Consider the following 16,508-nt stretch of genomic DNA (forward strand, 5'->3'; position numbering starts at 1 on the left):
GAGACCGACGTCGCCTCGGCTACAAATCGTCGATATCGCCATGCTGTTAAGCTACTCATAGCACAGCGCCTTTATTCGGGCATTTAATGAGTGGAGTGGGCACACTCCACATGATTTAGACTCTTAAGCACCTTGGATCACTGACTAAAAACGGCGCTTGTCGATGTTGCCTGAAAGGCTTCTTTTGGCTGGTTTCTGCCTTTCGCCAGCGACAGCTATGGGGGAAGCCACCGATCGAAACAACTCAACTCAACTTGGCCGGTAGTCGATGCCAATACGCACAATACTGATAAAGATATTCGTCGAGAGTCTGGTCATGCTCGTTTACTAGGGGCGTGATCTAGCACATGTTCGCCACAGATATAAACTTCAGACTCTTCTCATTACACTCGAAGCAGCGTGCAATTGTTTGTACTTCGGCAGTTGATGCTGAATAAGATCCGTTCTGATGAGAGTGCTCGACAAGCCCCAAATGGCCGCTTTCCGTTAATTCAAGCGTAACCACAACTCGCGGTGTTTGTGAAACGAGAAAGCTTTCTTGCGCGCCACATACACAGACGTAGCCGTAAATAACTCGGGTTAAAGGTTCAGAAGGGTAGCGAAGCTGATTTATCGAGTGGAATGCCATCGTGTTTACCTATCAGCGTAATATCATTTTTTCGAAATACTACTAAAAACTGCCTTTTACTCTATGAGTGCAGATAATCAGCCGGCTAGATTACTCTCGCTAGGATAATGCGCTTGGCCGATAGCCGTTTGTGTAATTGGTATAAAATAACCACGCACGATGCGTGCGCATAGTCAGTCGCTATGAAAGTAGGTGGCTGCATGTATAGCTCAGTGCTTATCAGGTTTTGGGAAATTTTAAATACATCATGAATTCCTTTTTGAATTCTTTGATGTCTAATATTTTTCCCGATAATGTGTTAAAGGCCGTGTCATAAATAAGATCTTTAAATTCGCTCCAATCTTCAGGGTTTTTAAGCATAGCCCTGGTGTGTTTTGGTTTGATAAGGCTTTCATAGTCGATATAAAAATACTTATTATATGTTCGGCTTGCCATTACTTTATTTAGGGCGATATAACCTATAATCATTAGTCTTCTTAGTTTCTTAAGCGGCTTCTTACTTTCGCCACCATAAGAAATGAATCTGGTTATTTCATTAAGATAGGCCATATATTTTGATTCGATGCCATAGCTTCTAGAGCGAGGATTTCTATGGCTAAGTTTAGCGAAGAAATCGCTTAGATATTTACCGCTTTGGCATAATAAATAGTCTCTGCTTTCTTCAGGGCATAGCTCAAGTATTCTTTCTACTACTGGTACTTTCCTGGATTTTAAAACTGAGTTTTCTGTAATATACCTATCAATAATATCGACTAAAAACAGATCAACCTTTTTAAGGATGTCGTTATTTGTCATTCGGCTATTGACATTCCACTTCTTGACAAGGCTATCGTTTTTTATAGAACGCCCGCCAGAGTGATACTTTTTCCCAAACTTCCTATTTTGGTGAACACCTCCGTAGAATAGATTTTTATAGTGAAGCAATCCTGTTGTGTTTGTGCCCTTCACCGGTGCTATATGACACCTCTCCACATCCCCTTTTTCTCTGTTTTTAATGAATTTCATTGTTTTAGTGAATGATTTTAAAGTGTGGCCGGTTAGAATTTGTACCGTGCCGGCTCTTCTGCACTCCCCTATAAGATAGATTGCTTCGTCGTTTTGTATCAGATTTGCTTTTCTCTGTTCAATACGTGTGTTTTTAGACTTACGCCGATTGAACGCTATTTTCCTGCATCGAGTACTACAGTACTTTTGAATACTCCATTGTTTTGACTTATTGGGTATGTCTATTCCGCATGTAGCGCATGCTTTTTTCATGTACCTCACCCTCATGATGCATGCTATATATTTACAGTTATATTGATTGTGTATCTAAGGCGTCCCTTTATCCCTACTACCTCACCTGTGTGATTGTGGTACTGCCTATAAAATGAGTTTGTGTGTCAGAGCAAGCGGGAATAGCCAGTAGACGTAGCGGAAGCGCATCTAAGGAATCTCTGAAAAAGAACTGAGCTAGAAATTTATGCGTCAAAAATTGCTTAAAACCGCTATTTACAGGCTGTAAATTCGGTATTTCAGCAAAATTTTCTGGCATATGCGTCGCTGGGCTCGTTTTTCAGAGGTTCCCTAAGCACTTACGCTCATCTGCTGTTTTCCTCGGCTTGGCGATTGATGTAAGCCTCCAGGTTTTTGACCAGAATCAGGCGGCGACGCCCCAGCTTGAAGCTTTCGATTTCCCCCCGCGCCAAGAGCTCATAGAGCATTGATCTAGCTACGCCGATCATCCGAGCGGCGTCTTCGACGCCTACAGATAGCGGATTCATTGAGGCTTGCAGATTCATGAGGTGACTCCTGGATGCGGTTTGGTATGTGCATATCGGTGTAGTTACACGCTAGAGCACATGCAGACAAAGGTCAATGCTTTTTCTTGTACAGAGCCATTTAGGTGTGGCAATCTGTTGGAAACCAATGCTGGCGGACAAAAATTATGGCGGTCAGGAAAAAATCAGATTCGATCAACTTCCGCGTAAGCCCGATGTTTAAGGCTTACCTTGAGGGGGCGGCAAACGCTATTGGAAAAACATCTACGCAGTTGGTTGAGGACGCAGTAACTGATGTCGCGGACAAAATATTTATTGAAATGCCTACTGTTGAAATCCATCCTGATTTCACGGAGGAAGACGGGAGCTTGCAGTTAAGAGTCGCACTGAGAGCTGCCTACTACCCTGGCGAGCCAATTCTGACGAAGCTCAGAACTGCCTATATTGCAGACATTGCCTTGAGCGCACGGGACAAAATAATAGCTAGCACTATCTTCGAGTCTCCAAGCTATTTCGCAGGTGAAACTAGAATATTTTCAGTTTCTGACGAGATAATAGCTGAGGAATATATTCCTCATTTTCCAGCGGTAGATTTAGATAAGGTCTCTAAAAGTATGCCTTCCCTTGAAGCCTATGCAGCGTTCAAGGAAAAGAATTCGAAAATCAAGTTGAGCTATGAAGCTTTTCTTGAAATGACGGTGGAGGAACAATAGGTTAAATCAGCTCCACAGCTGCCGCTTTGCTGTCCGGAGCCAAGTGGGCGTAGCGCAGCGTCATCGCGAGATCTGAATGGCCGAGAAGCTCACGCACTGTATTGAGTGGAATTCCGGCCATAACTAACTTTGATGCAAACGTATGCCGCAGATCATGCCAGCGGAATCCGTCTATTTTTGCAAGAGTCAACAGGCCGTCCCAAGACTTTTTAACATTGTCTAAGCGTTTTCCGTCTTTGCCAGGAAAAACGAAACCTTTGCTGACAGTTTGTTGTTTCCAGTTAGTCAATGTTTCTAATAATTCTTTATTGATTGGAATGTGTCTCGTTTGACCAGATTTCGAAGTGGCACCTTCTACTGTGATAATTTTGTTCTTCAGATCAATATCATCCCAGGTTAGATTAAATACCTCCCCCCTCCGCATACCAGTCTTTATTGATGTGAGAACAAGGGGGCGAAGGTGATCAGCAAAGTGAAGTTTACTAAGGTCGGGCATCAGAGCCTTTTTGCGTTCACTGCGCCATTTATTTGCATTGTCTCGCTCTGCGCAAATAGTCGCCTCTCGATCCACCATGGCCTTGAATAATGCATTTTCCTCCTCTGTCGTTAAATATCTAACACGCCCGCGCCTATCTACTTTTAGGCGTTTGAGTTTGGCCAGCGGATGAACCTCCAGAGCCCCCCATTCGACAGCCCGAGCCAGCACGCCGCGTAAGCGTGTGATGTTTCGATTGGCGGAAGCTGGGGTCAGGCCTTCTGCTAGCCAAGTAGTACGTAATTGCTCGACACGGCGAGTATCGATCTCGTCGAGGCGGAGGGGTAGCAGGTCGACAAAACTCTTTCGGATGGCGCGGGCACCATTAATCGCGTCTCTGTGATGCGCTTGCGACCAAGGTTCGAAGTGATCAGTAAGAAAGGACTCAAAAGTGGGCATGCGCCCCACCTTTCGCTCCTGAGACACGGCTAAGGGCTCGCCATGCGCATGCGCTTCCGCGAGATACTGAGCGGACTCGGTTCGAGCTTGATCGAGCGTCATCATGCCCACTCGCCCTAATGTAATCGCCTTGTTCCTTGCCCAGGTCACCATGTAAGAGGCATGCCCACTAGGAAGCACGCGGATGAAAAGCCCCGGCTGAGAGGTGTCGTGTATGCGATATGCTTTTTCTCGCGGAACCAGGGTGGTGAGCACTCTACTGGTGATTTTCGTCTTCATGATTTAGCCGTGACAGCAGAGTGACAGAAGAAATGACAATATCAGTCTGGTTTGACGGACTCAAGCGGACAGTAACTAGCTGATTTTATTGGTATGTAGCTAATATCTAAGAGATTATGTTTGCCCTCCGAAGGCAGGGGTCGTGGGTTCGAATCCCGCCTGGTGCGCCATATAAAACAAGGGCTTAGGTGAAAACCTAGGCCCTTTTTTTGCCTGAATGATTATGCGCGCTGCCGTCTTTTTAGCCCTGCCAGTGATCCGATGTTGAAAAATCGGTTCATTGTTTGGCCATATCGATCCGTCGGCTCAATCGCTGCACGCCATTGCCTGATGTGGCGCGCGTTCTGTCGATGTGCTGAACCAGGCAACACAGGCGTTCAGTGCTTGAAGGGCTAAGCCTGTTTGCAGATGCTTGTTGGCAGGACCGTCCTGGGCCTGCCACTCAGTGCGCGTTGGCCAATGCTTTGTTGATGTCGTCCGCCAGATCGGCCGCCACTTCATCAATGTTGCGGTTCAGTGCGCGACGTTCCAGCAGGAATTTTGCCGCTGCCAGCTGAGGGTTGCGCGTAACCAGCGCACCCGGCAGGCGTTTGGAGCGGTCCTGGGCTGTCAGTTGCTGCTGTTCTTCGGCGGCAAGGTCACTGATCCAGACGTGCGCTTCAACATTGCTGGCACCTGCGCCGAAGCCAACAACCGTGCGTACCAGGCGCCGACCGGCTTCGCTGGACACCTGCCCTTGCACTAACCAGCCGCTGGTCGGCAATGCCGCCTGCTGACTGACGGGCTTGACCTGAATCTGGCGAGCCTGCAGCGCCCGAAGGAGCGCCTCATCCAACTGCGCCGCACGCTCACGCTGTTGGCTGTCTGCCGGGTTGTCCACCGCGAAAGCCGTCAGGTAGATGACGTTGGTGGGTTCAGTGGCGGCCGCCATCATCGGCAGCAAGAGGGCAAACATAGCGAGCAGAATCGGGCGCATAGAAACCATTGGCAGAGTGTGGAAGCTGCGACGCTAGAACATGCACGAAGAACTGTCGAGCCGCAGGCAGCGAGTTGCTCAGTGGCTGTGATGAGCGACGCCCGGCGATACCGTGGCGACTCTCAGAGTGTGTTTGGGATCACCAAGCCTTTGCGTCGGTATGCCTCTATGTCAATGCCAAAGGCGCCGCTGCTATGCACCTCATGGATGCGGTAGGGTTTGCCGCTGGGGTCCTTGGCGGTTTTGCCCAGGTCGATGATGCTTTCCTTGCAGGGTTGCTTCTGCCCGTCGAGCACGCGCAGTACCCTGGGTTTGAGTTTGTTGCCAGGCGGGCAGCCGATGATGATGCCGACTTCGCCATTGGTCAGCTCGACGATTTCCCCTGGCGGGTAGATGCCGACCATGCGGATAAAGCAGCCCACAATCTCTTCGTCGAAATGGCTGTTTACCGCTTCCAGCAGGATGCGCAGTGACTCCAGGCTGGATTTGCCCTTGCTGTACACGCGGTCGCTGTTGATCGCGTCATAGCTGTCGGCCACCGCGATGATCTTGGCGAAATAAGGGATCTTGCTGGCATCCAGGCCGCGTGGGTAACCCTGGCCATCCAGGCGCTCATGGTGCGAGTAGGCGACGTCGACGGTGGCGGCAGTGACCTGCTGGTTACTCATCAGCAGTTTGCGGCCCTCGGCGGCATGGCTCTGCATGATGCACAGCTCTTCGGCGGTCAGCGCGCCGGGTTTGTTGAGGATTTCGTTGGGCACCTTGATCTTGCCGACATCGTGGAGCATGCCGCATACGCCGATTTGCTCAAGCTGATAGACCGGCAGGCCCAGTTCCTTGGCCAGGGCAATCGAAAGGATGGACACACGCAACGAGTGCTCGGCGGTGTATTCGTCGCTGTTCTTGATGCGCGCCAGCCAGAGCATCGCCGCCGGGTTGCGCAGGATGCTTTCAACACAGTCTTTGATGACGGCTTTGACCGCTTCAACATCCAGCTCCTGGCCGAGCTTGACCGCTTGCAGAATTCGCAACGACTCGTCGCGTGCAGCGCTCCAGGTGGGAGCGGCCTGGAGCATTTCCAGGTTGAAATCGACCTTGGCGATGGCCGGTTGCAGGGCTTCGGGCTGGGCGATATTGGCCGAGACCTGATCGTGTACCGTTACAGATTGCCGAGCATCCACCCAGACGTAGCTGCAGACTTCCTGCAGCAGGCGTATGTCCAGCTGCTGGCGGATGCGAAAGCCTTGAAAGAGGAAGGTGGTGTCTGTCCAGGGCCGATCCAGCTCCACCACGTACATGCCGATGGTCAGTTGCGCAGCGTCAACTTTGATACGGTCTGGTTTGGCTTCGTCGGCCATGGGGCTTTCCAAAGGAAGTCGCTAAATACTGGCCATTAGCTACCCGTGGTGTGTGGGCAGCAAATTGCATTTACCTATTGATGGCGCTGGGTTGCAGCATCAGCGTGCTGAACGTGTGCCACTTCCTCAAGATTAGCCACCAAACGGCCGTTGTGGGGCTCGCTGACGGCTGCTGGGCGATTAAGGGGACAGGCCCAGGCGCTTGGCCAGGCGGATCAGGTTGGCGCGGTCGATGCCCAGCTCGCGGGCGGCGGGGGCCCATTTGTGTTGATGGCGCTCCAGCGCTTGGCTGATCAGTTGTTTCTGGTAGGCGTCGAGGGCTTCGCGCAGTAGCAGTTGGCTGTGTGGCTCTGCTGTGCGTTGAGTCGCAGGTGCTGCTGTTGGCTGGCTGCTCGGCAAGTCCAGATGGGTGCTGTCAATGCTGAGGATGCGTGGGCGCTCGCTGCAGCCGGCCAGTGCCTTGAGCGCGGCGCGGCCGATCAGGTGTTCGAGTTCGCGCACGTTACCCGGCCAGTTGTACGCCAGCAGGCTGGCCTGAGCGTCGGCCGTCAGGCGCAGGCTGCGTAGGCCCAGGCGGGCACGGTTTTCTTCGAGGAAGTAGCCGGCCAGCAGCAGTACATCACGGCCGCGTTCGCGCAGCGCCGGCACTTTCAGCGGGTAGACGCTGAGGCGGTGGTAGAGGTCGGCGCGAAAACGCCCGGCGCGCACCTCCTCGGCCAGGTCGCGGTTGCTGGCGGCCAGCACGCGTACGTTGACCCGCTGCTCCTGATCGGCACCGACCCGTTGCAGCTGGCCGCTCTGCAGCACGCGCAGCAGCTTGGCTTGCGCGGCCAGCGGCAGCTCGCCGATTTCATCGAGAAACAGGCTGCCGCCATCGGCCAGTTCGAACTTGCCGCGCCGTTCGTTGTGCGCGCCGGTAAAGGCGCCGCGCACGTGGCCGAACAGTTCGCTTTCCACCAGGTTATCGGGCAGCGCCGCGCAGTTGAGGCTGATCAGCGGCTTTGCTGCGCGTGGGGATGCGGCATGCAGGGCTTCGGCAACCAGCTCTTTACCGACCCCAGTTTCACCGCTGATCAGCACGCTCAGTTCACTGTTGCCGACCAGCGCAATCTCCGCTGCCAGGCGCTTGTGCACAGCGCTCTGGCCGATCAGTTCGCGCGGGCGTTGCTGGACGGCGGCCTGCTTGTAAGCCTCGGCCAACTGGTGCTGATCCTCGGCGCGTTGCAGCAGTGCGTTGATCCGTTCGCTGGCCATCACGGTAGCAGCGGCCAGGCTGGCGAAAGCCTGCAGGTTGTCCAGATCGACGCGGCCGAAGCTCGCGGGATCGAGTGAGTCGAGGGTCAGCAGGCCCCAGGGCTGGTCCTGCACATACAGCGGGCAGCCGAGGCAGTCGTGCACGGGCAGGTGGCCGCGATGGCCGTCGACTAGACCGTCATAGGGATCAGGCATCTCGCAGTCGGTGGCAAATCGGGTCGGCCCGCGTTGCGCCAGCAGCGCCTGCAGGCGCGGGTGTTCGTCGAGCTTGAAGCGCCGGCCGAGGGTGTCGGCGCTCAGCCCTTCAACGGCCAGCGGAATCAGCACATCGCCGTCGAGCTTGAGCAGCGCCACGGCGTCGCACGGCAGCAGCTGCCGCAGCGCCTGTAGCAGGCGGCGATAGCGCTCGGCTTCTGGCAGCTCGCGGGACAGATCGGCGACCAGGGGAATCAGGGCGGTAAGCAGTGGATTTGCTGTCATAAGGACACACTAGTTGTCATTAAGACTCGGAATGCTTGCTGTCATAAAGACACAAGTATTTATAAGTCTATGATTTATATATTAAAAATAATTGGCACGCTTCCTGTAGTAGTCAGGGTGATATGAACCGAAGCGCTGCGCAAGTGCAGCGTGTCGCCCTGACGAGGAAGCCCTATGTTGACCCCTGCCCAAAACGCCCTGATCAAAGCCACCGTGCCGCTGCTGGAAAGTGGCGGTGAAGCACTGACTCGGCACTTCTACCAGATGATGCTGAGCGAGTACCCCGAGGTGCGCGCGCTGTTCAATCAGGCGCACCAGGCCAGCGGTGGCCAACAGCGGGCCCTGGCCAATGCGGTGCTGATGTACGCCCGGCATATCGACCGGTTGGAGGCGCTGGGGCCGTTGGTTGGGCAGATCGTCAACAAGCATGTGTCGCTGCAGATCCTGCCCGAGCATTACCCGATTGTCGGCAGCTGCCTGTTGCGGGCGATTCGTGAAGTGCTTGGTGAAGAGATCGCCACCGATGCGGTGATCGAAGCCTGGGCCGTGGCGTATGGGCAGCTGGCGGACATCCTTATCGGTGCCGAAGAAGCTGCTTATAGCGCCAACGCCACTGCTGAGGGTGGCTGGCGCGGGGCGCGCAGTTTCCGCCTGAGCCGCAAGGTGCAGGAAAGCGAGGAGATCGTCTCGCTGTACCTGGTGCCGGCCGACGGTGGCGCGCTGGCGGCATTCCGGCCCGGCCAGTACATCGGCCTGCGCCTGCTGCTGGACGGTGGCGAGCAGCGCCGCAACTACTCGCTGTCGGCCTTGAGCAATGGCCGCGAGTACCGCATCAGCGTCAAGCGCGAGGTCGGCGGCAAGGTCTCCAATTACCTGCATGACCAGCTGCAGGTCGGTGACAGCCTGGAGCTGTTTGCCCCGGCGGGGAATTTTGTACTGCGTGAGTCTGCCAAGCCGCTGGTGCTGATCACTGCCGGCGTCGGCATCACCCCGGCGCTGAGCATGCTGGAAGCGGCGCGCGACACGGGCCGTGATATCCACTTTATCCACTGCGCCCGCCACGCCGGTGTACACGCTTTCCGCGACTGGGTTGAGGCGCAGGTCGATGAGCGTCCGCAGCTGCGCCATTACGTGTGCTACAGCGAACCGCGTGCGGGCGATCAGGGTGATGCCGAAGGCTTGCTCAGCCTTGAACAGTTGGCTGAGTGGCTGCCCGAGCAGCGCGATCTGGATGCCTACTTCCTCGGCCCCAAGCCGTTTATGGCGCAGGTCAAACGGCATCTGCACAGCCTCGGCGTACCGGCGGCGCAGAGCCATTACGAGTTCTTTGGTCCGGCCAGCGCGCTGGACAGTTAATAACGCGGCCTAGGAGGTGATTATGTTGGCGTATCTATCCTGCCCATCGCGGGCACTGCAACTGGCGAACCGCATGCTGCTGGCTGGTGTGCTGCTGTTGCTCAGCGGCTTGCTGGGCGCTTATGGCCTGGAGGCGCAGCTGAGCATGGGCAGCCTGGTTACGGCGCACTCGCTGACGATCATTGGTCCAGGCCTGCTCAAGCTCGGTTATGTGCTGCGCCTGGCCGCGCAGCAACATCTGCGCACGCAACAGGAGCCCTGCTGTGCAGTTGCGTGATCGCCAGCAGGAACTGGCCATTGCGCCACTGTGGCGGCTGGGTTTTCGCCCGTTCTTTCTCGGTGGCGCGCTGTTTGCCGTGCTGGCAATCGGTCTGTGGGCGGCGGCGTTGCTGGGTTATCTGCCGGGTTGGCAGCCGGTGGGCGGCAGCCTGGCGTGGCACCGGCATGAGCTGCCGTTCGGTTTTGCAGTGGCGATCATTGCCGGCTTTCTGCTCACCGCCGTGCAGAACTGGACGGGGCGGCCAGGCCTCAGCGGTTGGCCGCTGGCGGCGCTGTTCGGCTTGTGGTTGCTGGCGCGACTGGCCTGGCTGTTCGGTGCGCCGTTGCCACTCTTGCTGGCGCTGCAATTGCCCTTTCTACCGCTGCTGGCGTTGTTGCTTGGACGGCAGCTGTGGCAGGTACGCCAGTGGCGCAATTACCCGCTGGTGGTCGTGGTGCTGCTGATGGCCTGCTGCGAGTGGCAGCTGCTGTATGGGCTGGCGCTGGGTGATGACGCTTTGCAGCGGCGCGGTGCATTGGCTGGGTTGTGGCTGATTGCTGCGCTGGTGAGCATCATCGGTGGGCGGGTTATTCCGTTCTTTACCCAACGTGGCCTTAATCGAGCGGAGCCCGCTGCACCGCGGCCGCGCTTGGATCTGCTGGTGCTGGTGTTGTCGCTCAGCTTAGCGCTGCTGTTTGCCAGCGGCCTGGCTTTGCAGCCGTCGCTATGGCTGCTTCCGCTGTTGCTGGCTCTGGTTGCGCTGCATGGTTTGCGTTTGTGGCACTGGTACGACGACGGGATCTGGCGCGTACCGCTGCTGTGGTCATTGCAGCTGGCCTATGCCTGGTTGCCGCTGGCCTTACTGGCCCTCGCGGCCTGGCATATCGGCTGGTTGAACAACGTCAGTCTGGCCTACCACGCCCTGGCGCTGGGTACGGTCGGCGGGGTGATTCTGGCGATGCTGGCGCGGGTCAGTCTTGGGCATACCGGTCGGCCGTTGCAGCCGCCGGTCGCGATGGGCTGGGCGTTTGCCAGTCTTCAGCTGGCGGTTTTGGCACGGGTGCTGCTGGTGCCGTTTGCGCCCGCTGTTGGACTGGGGCTTTCCAGCCTTTTGTGGATCGCGGCCTTTGCCCTGTTCGTACGCTACTACGCGGTGATGTTCTGCACTTCGCGCTTGGATGGGCAGCCGGGTTAGTGCGTTCTACAGCACCCCAGCTTCACGCAAGGCGGCGATCTGCTCTGCACTTAGACCCAGGTGACGGGTGAGTACCTGTTCGGTGTGTTCGCCGAGCAGGGGTGGTGCATTGCGGTATTCCACTGGGGTTTCCGATAGGCGTAGCGGGCTGGCGACCTGCGGGGTGCTGCTGCCCAGGCTGTTGGGCAGGTCGATACGCAGGCCGCGGGCTTTGACCTGTGGATCGTTGAAGACCTGAGCCAAGTCGTTGATCGGCCCACACGGTACGCCGGCGGCTTCCAGCAGCGTTACCCATTCGGCGGTGGTTTTGAACACCGTGGCCTGACGCAGCAGCGGGATCAGCTCGGCTCGGTGGGCGACGCGGGCCTTGTTCGAAGAAAAACGCGGGTCATCGACCAGCGTCGTCAGGCCGGCAACCTCGCACAATTTGCGGAATTGCCCGTCGTTGCCCACGGCGATAATGAAGTTGCCGTCGGCCGAGGGGAAATCCTGATAAGGCACGATATTCGGGTGAGCGTTGCCCAGGCGTTTGGGCGCGACGCCGGTGTTCAGGTAGTTCATCGCCTGGTTGGCCAGGCAGGCGACCTGCACGTCGAGCAGTGCGACGTCGATATGCTGACCGAGGCCGGATTGTTCACGTTGGTTGAGTGCCGCCAGCACGCCGACCGTGGCGTACAGGCCGGTGAGAATATCGGTGAGGGCGACGCCGACCTTTATGGGGCCGGCGCCCTCCTCGCCGTCGGGCTTGCCGGTCAGGCTCATCAGCCCGCCGAGGCCCTGGATCATAAAGTCATAACCTGCTCGCTTGGCGTAGGGCCCGTTTTGCCCGAAGCCGGTGATGGAGCAGTAGATCAGCCGTGGGTTGATGACTTTCAGTGAGGCGTAATCGAGACCGTAGGCCGCAAGGCCGCCGACCTTGAAGTTCTCCAACAGCACATCGCAGTTCTGCACCAGCTCGCGCACCAGGCGTTGGCCTTCAGGCTGGGTGAAATCCAGCGTCACCGATTGCTTGTTGCGGTTGGCGCTCTGGAAATAAGCCGCCTCGCGCGAGTCATTCCCTTCGGCATCCTTCACATAAGGTGGGCCCCAGTGACGGGTATCGTCGCCGCTGCCGGGGCGCTCGACCTTGATCACCTCGGCACCGAGGTCACCGAGAATCTGCCCGGCCCAGGGCCCAGCGAGTACGCGGGACAGGTCGAGTACGCGGATATGCGAGAGTGCGCCGGGCATAGGGATATCTCGAAAGTGGAAACGTAGGATGGGTCGGGCCGTGCAGGTTGAGCGCAGCGATACCCATCGGCCGAGTGATGGGTTACGCCGCTGCGCGGCTAACCCATCCTCCGAAGCGTTTTAGAAGAACGCCTGCAGGCCGGTCTGCGCGCGGCCGAGGATCAGCGCGTGGACGTCGTGGGTGCCTTCATAGGTGTTGACCACTTCCAGGTTGACTAGGTGGCGGGCCACGCCGTACTCGTCGCTGATGCCGTTGCCGCCGAGCATGTCGCGGGCCATGCGCGCGATATCCAGGGACTTGCCGCAGCTGTTGCGTTTCATCATCGAGGTGATTTCCACCGCAGCGGTGCCTTCGTCCTTCATCCGGCCCAGGCGCAGGCAGCCTTGCAGGGCCATGGTGATCTCGGTCTGCATGTCGGCGAGTTTCTTCTGGATCAGCTGGGTTTGCGCCAGCGGGCGGCCGAACTGCTTGCGGTCGAGGGTGTACTGACGCGCGGTGTGCCAGCAGAACTCGGCCGCACCCAGCGCGCCCCAGCTGATGCCATAGCGGGCGGAGTTGAGGCAGGTGAACGGGCCTTTCAGACCGCGCACGTCGGGGAAGGCGTTTTCTTCCGGGCAGAACACGTTGTCCATGACGATTTCACCGGTGATCGACGCACGCAGGCCAACCTTGCCGTGAATCGCCGGGGTGCTCAGGCCCTGCCAGCCTTTTTCCAGCACAAAGCCGCGGATTTCGCCCGCATCATCCTTGGCCCAGACTACAAATACATCGGCGATCGGGCTGTTGGTGATCCACATCTTCGCGCCGGTCAGGCGGTAGCCGCCGTCGACCTTCTTCGCGCGGGTGATCATTGAACCTGGGTCGGAGCCGTGATCCGGCTCGGTGAGGCCGAAGCAGCCGATGTATTCGCCGCTGGCCAGTTTGGGCAGGTACTTCTGCTTGGTCGCTTCGTTGCCGAATTCGAAGATCGGCACCATCACCAGCGACGACTGCACGCTCATCATCGAGCGGTAGCCGGAGTCGATGCGCTCTACTTCGCGGGCAATCAGGCCGTAGCACACGTAGTTCAGGCCGCTGCCGCCGTACTCGGCGGGGATGGTGGCGCCGAGCAGGCCGGTGTCGCCCATCTCGCGGAAGATTTTCGGGTCGGTCTGCTCGTGGCGGAAGGCTTCGAGCACGCGCGGTGCCAGCTTGTCGGCGGCGAACTGTTGGGCGCTGTCGCGCACCATGCGTTCTTCTTCGGTTAGTTGCTGGTCGAGCAGCAGCGGATCGATCCAGTTGAAGCTTGCCTTGGCCATCGCGAAAACCTCGAAATCAGACAGTGGTAGGGCGGGTATCTGCGCAGCCGCGCTGCGTCCGCCGGTGAGTGGATTGATCCTAGGCGGCTTGTGGCAGGCAGGCAAACGAGTATTGCGCACGCAGTTGTGCGATTTACTCACTTCGGGATAGCTTTAGCGTGCCTATTTAACCGAGCAAAGTGAGAGTGACGCACAGATGCGCCGCAAGATTCCCAGCACCGCCGCCCTTATCGCGTTCGAGTCCGCTGCGCGGCACCAGAGTTTTACCAAGGCGGCGCAGGAGCTGAGCCTGACCCAGGGCGCAGTGTGCCGGCAGATTGCTGCGCTGGAGGCCTTCCTTAATATCGAGCTGTTCCGCCGTTCACGCCGTGGCGTGGTGCTCACCGAAGCCGGGCAATCCTACGCGCGGCGTGTGGCCGGCCAGCTTGATGCCGTGGAGCGCGACACCCTGGCGGTGATGGGCCAGCAGGGCGCGATGAGCATCGAGCTGGCGGTGGTGCCGACCTTCGGCACGCAATGGTTGCTACCGCGCTTGAAGGATTTTCAGCGCCTGCATCCCGAGATCACGGTCAACCTGACCAACCGCACGCGGCCCTTTCTGTTTGCCGATACCGAGTTCGACGCGGCGGTGTACTTCGGCGATGGCGATTGGTCCGGTACCCAGGCCCATCTACTGATGGGCGAAAACCCGATGCCGGTGTGCAGCCCTTCGTTGCTAGGCGGCCAGGCGGCGCTCAGTGCCGAGCAGATCGCCAGCTTACCGCTGTTGCAGCAGACCACGCGGCCTTACGCTTGGCGCCAGTGGTTCAATGCCCAGGGGGTGAGTACCGTGCGAGACATGACCGGGCCGCGTTATGAGCTGTTCTCCATGTTGGCCCAGGCTGCCATGCACGAAATGGGCGTTGCACTGATTCCGCCGTTTCTGATTCGTCGTGAGTTGGATGAGGGGCGGTTGGTGATTGCCGCGCCACTTAGTCTGCCGACGGATAAGGCGTATTACCTGATGATTCCGGAGCGCAAGTTGGAGTCAGCAGCCCTTATGCTCTTGCGGGATTGGCTGGTGCGCGAGGCACACGCTTATGCCTTGGCCCATGGCCTGAAATAGACAACAGCCTGTCAGGTTGTTGGCGAAAAAGACCGTCAAGGCTTCGGCGGCAACTGGTCGTAAAATACTTTACCTCCCGAGACTGGCCGTCTAGAGTGCGCGCCGGAGGTATGTTGACCCCGTAGTCAGCTATCTGGATGGCTACACTTTCGCTACCTGCAGCAGGTCCAGGGTGTTGCATTTTTTGCACACAAACACCGCTGCAGCCCACTGAAACAGGGGTTTACTGCGCGAATAACGGCAACGCCGTTGATCTGATGGCGCTGTATTTGTTTCAAGAATGCATCGGTCTCGATTTATCCCAGCGAAAACGCTGCAGGCCTTTATCCAAAAGGCTTGCAAGGAATTGGCTGCCTATAAGGTCATGCAGTGACTTGTAGTTATCGCAAGGTTTTACTTCATAACGCCTTGAAGGCAATGGCTATCGCCTGCAAAATGCCGCGCCCCGCCATTGTGCAACTGAAGCCTGAGCGGGTTTGTGCTGATCCTCCCTAATGCCCGCGTGCCACCCGCAGTGCGCCGGTTCACCAAAAAGATCACGCAGGAGAATTGAAGTGCACATCGGTGTTCCTCTCGAAACCCATGCTGGTGAGACGCGCGTTGCCGCAACTCCCGAAACCATCAAGAAGCTGATCGGCCAAGGCCATCAGGTGACTGTTCAGACCGGTGCTGGCGTTAGCGCGAGCATTCCGGACAGCGCCTATGAAGCGGTTGGCGCGGCTATCGGCAACGACGCTGCTGCTTTTGGTGCCGATCTGGTGCTGAAAGTGGTTGCTCCAACCGATGCTGAGCTGGCGCACATGAAAGCCGGTGCCGTATTGGTGGGCATGCTCAATCCGTTCAGCAACGAGACCATCGCGCGCATCAATGCTCGCGGCGTGACCGCCTTCGCCCTGGAAGCTGCCCCGCGCACCTCCCGCGCGCAGAGCCTGGACGTGCTCAGCTCGCAGGCCAACATCGCCGGCTACAAGGCTGTGCTGCTGGCCGCGCATCACTACCCGCGCTTTATGCCGATGTTGATGACCGCTGCCGGTACCGTGAAGGCCGCGCGTATTCTGATTCTCGGCGCTGGTGTAGCTGGCCTGCAGGCCATCGCTACGGCCAAGCGCCTAGGTGCGGTGATCGAGGCTTCGGACGTGCGTCCGGCGGTGAAAGAGCAGATTGAGTCGCTCGGTGCCAAGTTCGTCGATGTGCCATTCGAGACCGATGAAGAGCGCGAATGCGCCCAAGGCGTGGGCGGCTATGCCCGTCCGATGCCAGCCTCGTGGATGGAGCGTCAGGCCAAGGCGGTGCATGAGCGCGCCAAGCAGGCTGATATCGTTATCACCACTGCACTGATCCCGGGCCGCAAGGCACCTACCCTGCTGCATGCCGCCACCGTGGCGGAAATGAAGCCGGGCTCGGTGATCATCGACCTGGCTGCAGCGCAAGGCGGCAACTGCCCGCTGACCGTCGCTGAACAGGTGGTGGTGCAGCATGGCGTGACCATCGTCGGCCACAGCAACTTGGCGGCCCTGGTGCCGGCTGATGCTTCGGCGCTGTACGCACGCAATCTGCTGGACTTCCTTAAGCTGGTTATCGACGGCGAAGGCAAGTTCCACCTCAACCTTGAAGACGACATCGTCGCTGCGTGCCTGATGTGCCGTGACGGCAACGTCGTGCGCACTAACGGCTAAGGGGAG

General features: G+C 57.6%; 14 protein-coding genes. 6 read left to right on the plus strand and 8 right to left on the minus strand.

What is annotated here, in order from left to right:
* Positions 1-847: 847 nt before the first annotated feature.
* Entirely contained in the window at positions 848-1,885 is a 1,038-nt protein-coding gene (locus HCI85_RS16215; RefSeq protein WP_167146039.1) for a hypothetical protein, read from the minus strand.
* A gap of 323 nt (positions 1,886-2,208) precedes the next feature.
* Entirely contained in the window at positions 2,209-2,409 is a 201-nt protein-coding gene (locus HCI85_RS16220; RefSeq protein ID WP_167146041.1) for a helix-turn-helix domain-containing protein, read from the minus strand.
* A gap of 104 nt (positions 2,410-2,513) precedes the next feature.
* On the opposite strand from HCI85_RS16220, the gene HCI85_RS16225 reads away from it, so the two are divergent.
* The gene (locus HCI85_RS16225) at positions 2,514-3,101 is read left to right on the plus strand and encodes a hypothetical protein (RefSeq protein WP_167146043.1); all 588 of its coding nucleotides are present in this window, start codon (positions 2,514-2,516) and stop codon (positions 3,099-3,101) included.
* A gap of 1 nt (position 3,102) precedes the next feature.
* Here HCI85_RS16225 and HCI85_RS16230 read toward each other — a convergent pair whose 3' ends face one another.
* The 4 genes from HCI85_RS16230 to norR form a co-directional block, all read right to left on the minus strand.
* Entirely contained in the window at positions 3,103-4,314 is a 1,212-nt protein-coding gene (locus HCI85_RS16230) for a site-specific integrase (RefSeq protein ID WP_167146045.1), read from the minus strand.
* 442 nt (positions 4,315-4,756) lie between these two features.
* Positions 4,757-5,269: a DUF4410 domain-containing protein gene (locus tag HCI85_RS16235; protein ID WP_167146047.1), complete on the minus strand. Its 513-nt coding sequence runs from the start codon at positions 5,267-5,269 to the stop codon at positions 4,757-4,759.
* A gap of 143 nt (positions 5,270-5,412) precedes the next feature.
* Positions 5,413-6,648 (minus strand): HD-GYP domain-containing protein, encoded by a 1,236-nt coding sequence (locus HCI85_RS16240; RefSeq protein WP_167146049.1) that lies wholly within the window; start codon positions 6,646-6,648, stop codon positions 5,413-5,415.
* 180 nt (positions 6,649-6,828) lie between these two features.
* Entirely contained in the window at positions 6,829-8,382 is a 1,554-nt protein-coding gene (gene norR, locus HCI85_RS16245) for a nitric oxide reductase transcriptional regulator NorR (RefSeq protein ID WP_167146051.1), read from the minus strand.
* Positions 8,383-8,556: 174 nt separating this feature from the next.
* Here norR and hmpA point away from each other — a divergent pair, with 174 nt between their 5' ends.
* From hmpA to HCI85_RS16260, 3 genes are read left to right on the plus strand one after another with little or no spacing between them, the layout of a single operon-like run.
* The gene (hmpA, locus tag HCI85_RS16250; protein WP_167146053.1) at positions 8,557-9,738 is read left to right on the plus strand and encodes an NO-inducible flavohemoprotein; all 1,182 of its coding nucleotides are present in this window, start codon (positions 8,557-8,559) and stop codon (positions 9,736-9,738) included.
* Positions 9,739-9,760: 22 nt separating this feature from the next.
* Positions 9,761-10,015, plus strand: coding sequence for a transmembrane sensor/regulator PpyR (locus tag HCI85_RS16255; RefSeq protein ID WP_167146055.1), 255 nt, complete (start codon positions 9,761-9,763; stop codon positions 10,013-10,015).
* Entirely contained in the window at positions 10,002-11,192 is a 1,191-nt protein-coding gene (locus HCI85_RS16260; RefSeq protein ID WP_167146057.1) for an NnrS family protein, read from the plus strand. Before HCI85_RS16255 ends, HCI85_RS16260 begins: the two co-directional genes overlap by 14 nt.
* Before the next feature lie 6 nt (positions 11,193-11,198).
* Here the strand turns inward: HCI85_RS16260 and HCI85_RS16265 are convergent, their stop codons facing one another.
* Complete coding sequence (locus HCI85_RS16265; protein WP_167146059.1) at positions 11,199-12,422, minus strand: CaiB/BaiF CoA transferase family protein; 1,224 nt, start codon at positions 12,420-12,422, stop codon at positions 11,199-11,201.
* 120 nt (positions 12,423-12,542) lie between these two features.
* A complete protein-coding gene (locus tag HCI85_RS16270; RefSeq protein ID WP_160014009.1) occupies positions 12,543-13,721 on the minus strand; it encodes an acyl-CoA dehydrogenase in 1,179 nt (392 codons plus the stop codon).
* Between the two features lie 196 nt (positions 13,722-13,917).
* Here HCI85_RS16270 and HCI85_RS16275 point away from each other — a divergent pair, with 196 nt between their 5' ends.
* Both HCI85_RS16275 and HCI85_RS16280 read left to right on the plus strand, forming a co-directional pair.
* A complete protein-coding gene (locus HCI85_RS16275; protein WP_167146063.1) occupies positions 13,918-14,826 on the plus strand; it encodes a LysR family transcriptional regulator in 909 nt (302 codons plus the stop codon).
* A gap of 554 nt (positions 14,827-15,380) precedes the next feature.
* The gene (locus HCI85_RS16280; protein WP_090254353.1) at positions 15,381-16,502 is read left to right on the plus strand and encodes a Re/Si-specific NAD(P)(+) transhydrogenase subunit alpha; all 1,122 of its coding nucleotides are present in this window, start codon (positions 15,381-15,383) and stop codon (positions 16,500-16,502) included.
* Positions 16,503-16,508 lie beyond the last annotated feature (6 nt).

The sequence above is a fragment of the Pseudomonas sp. OTU750018 genome, from assembly GCF_011636575.1.
GTDB classification, from domain to species: domain Bacteria; phylum Pseudomonadota; class Gammaproteobacteria; order Pseudomonadales; family Pseudomonadaceae; genus Aquipseudomonas; species Aquipseudomonas peli.

Coding starts and splice junctions, on each gene's coding strand:
- HCI85_RS16215 (WP_167146039.1), bottom strand. CDS start 1,885: ATGAAAAAAGCATGCGCTACATGCGGAATAGACATACCCAATAAGTCA.
- norR (WP_167146051.1), bottom strand. CDS start 8,382: ATGACAGCAAATCCACTGCTTACCGCCCTGATTCCCCTGGTCGCCGAT.
- HCI85_RS16255 (WP_167146055.1), top strand. CDS start 9,761: ATGTTGGCGTATCTATCCTGCCCATCGCGGGCACTGCAACTGGCGAAC.
- HCI85_RS16240 (WP_167146049.1), bottom strand. CDS start 6,648: ATGGCCGACGAAGCCAAACCAGACCGTATCAAAGTTGACGCTGCGCAA.
- HCI85_RS16265 (WP_167146059.1), bottom strand. CDS start 12,422: ATGCCCGGCGCACTCTCGCATATCCGCGTACTCGACCTGTCCCGCGTA.
- HCI85_RS16220 (WP_167146041.1), bottom strand. CDS start 2,409: ATGAATCTGCAAGCCTCAATGAATCCGCTATCTGTAGGCGTCGAAGAC.
- HCI85_RS16275 (WP_167146063.1), top strand. CDS start 13,918: ATGCGCCGCAAGATTCCCAGCACCGCCGCCCTTATCGCGTTCGAGTCC.
- hmpA (WP_167146053.1), top strand. CDS start 8,557: ATGTTGACCCCTGCCCAAAACGCCCTGATCAAAGCCACCGTGCCGCTG.
- HCI85_RS16235 (WP_167146047.1), bottom strand. CDS start 5,269: ATGTTTGCCCTCTTGCTGCCGATGATGGCGGCCGCCACTGAACCCACC.
- HCI85_RS16230 (WP_167146045.1), bottom strand. CDS start 4,314: ATGAAGACGAAAATCACCAGTAGAGTGCTCACCACCCTGGTTCCGCGA.
- HCI85_RS16270 (WP_160014009.1), bottom strand. CDS start 13,721: ATGGCCAAGGCAAGCTTCAACTGGATCGATCCGCTGCTGCTCGACCAG.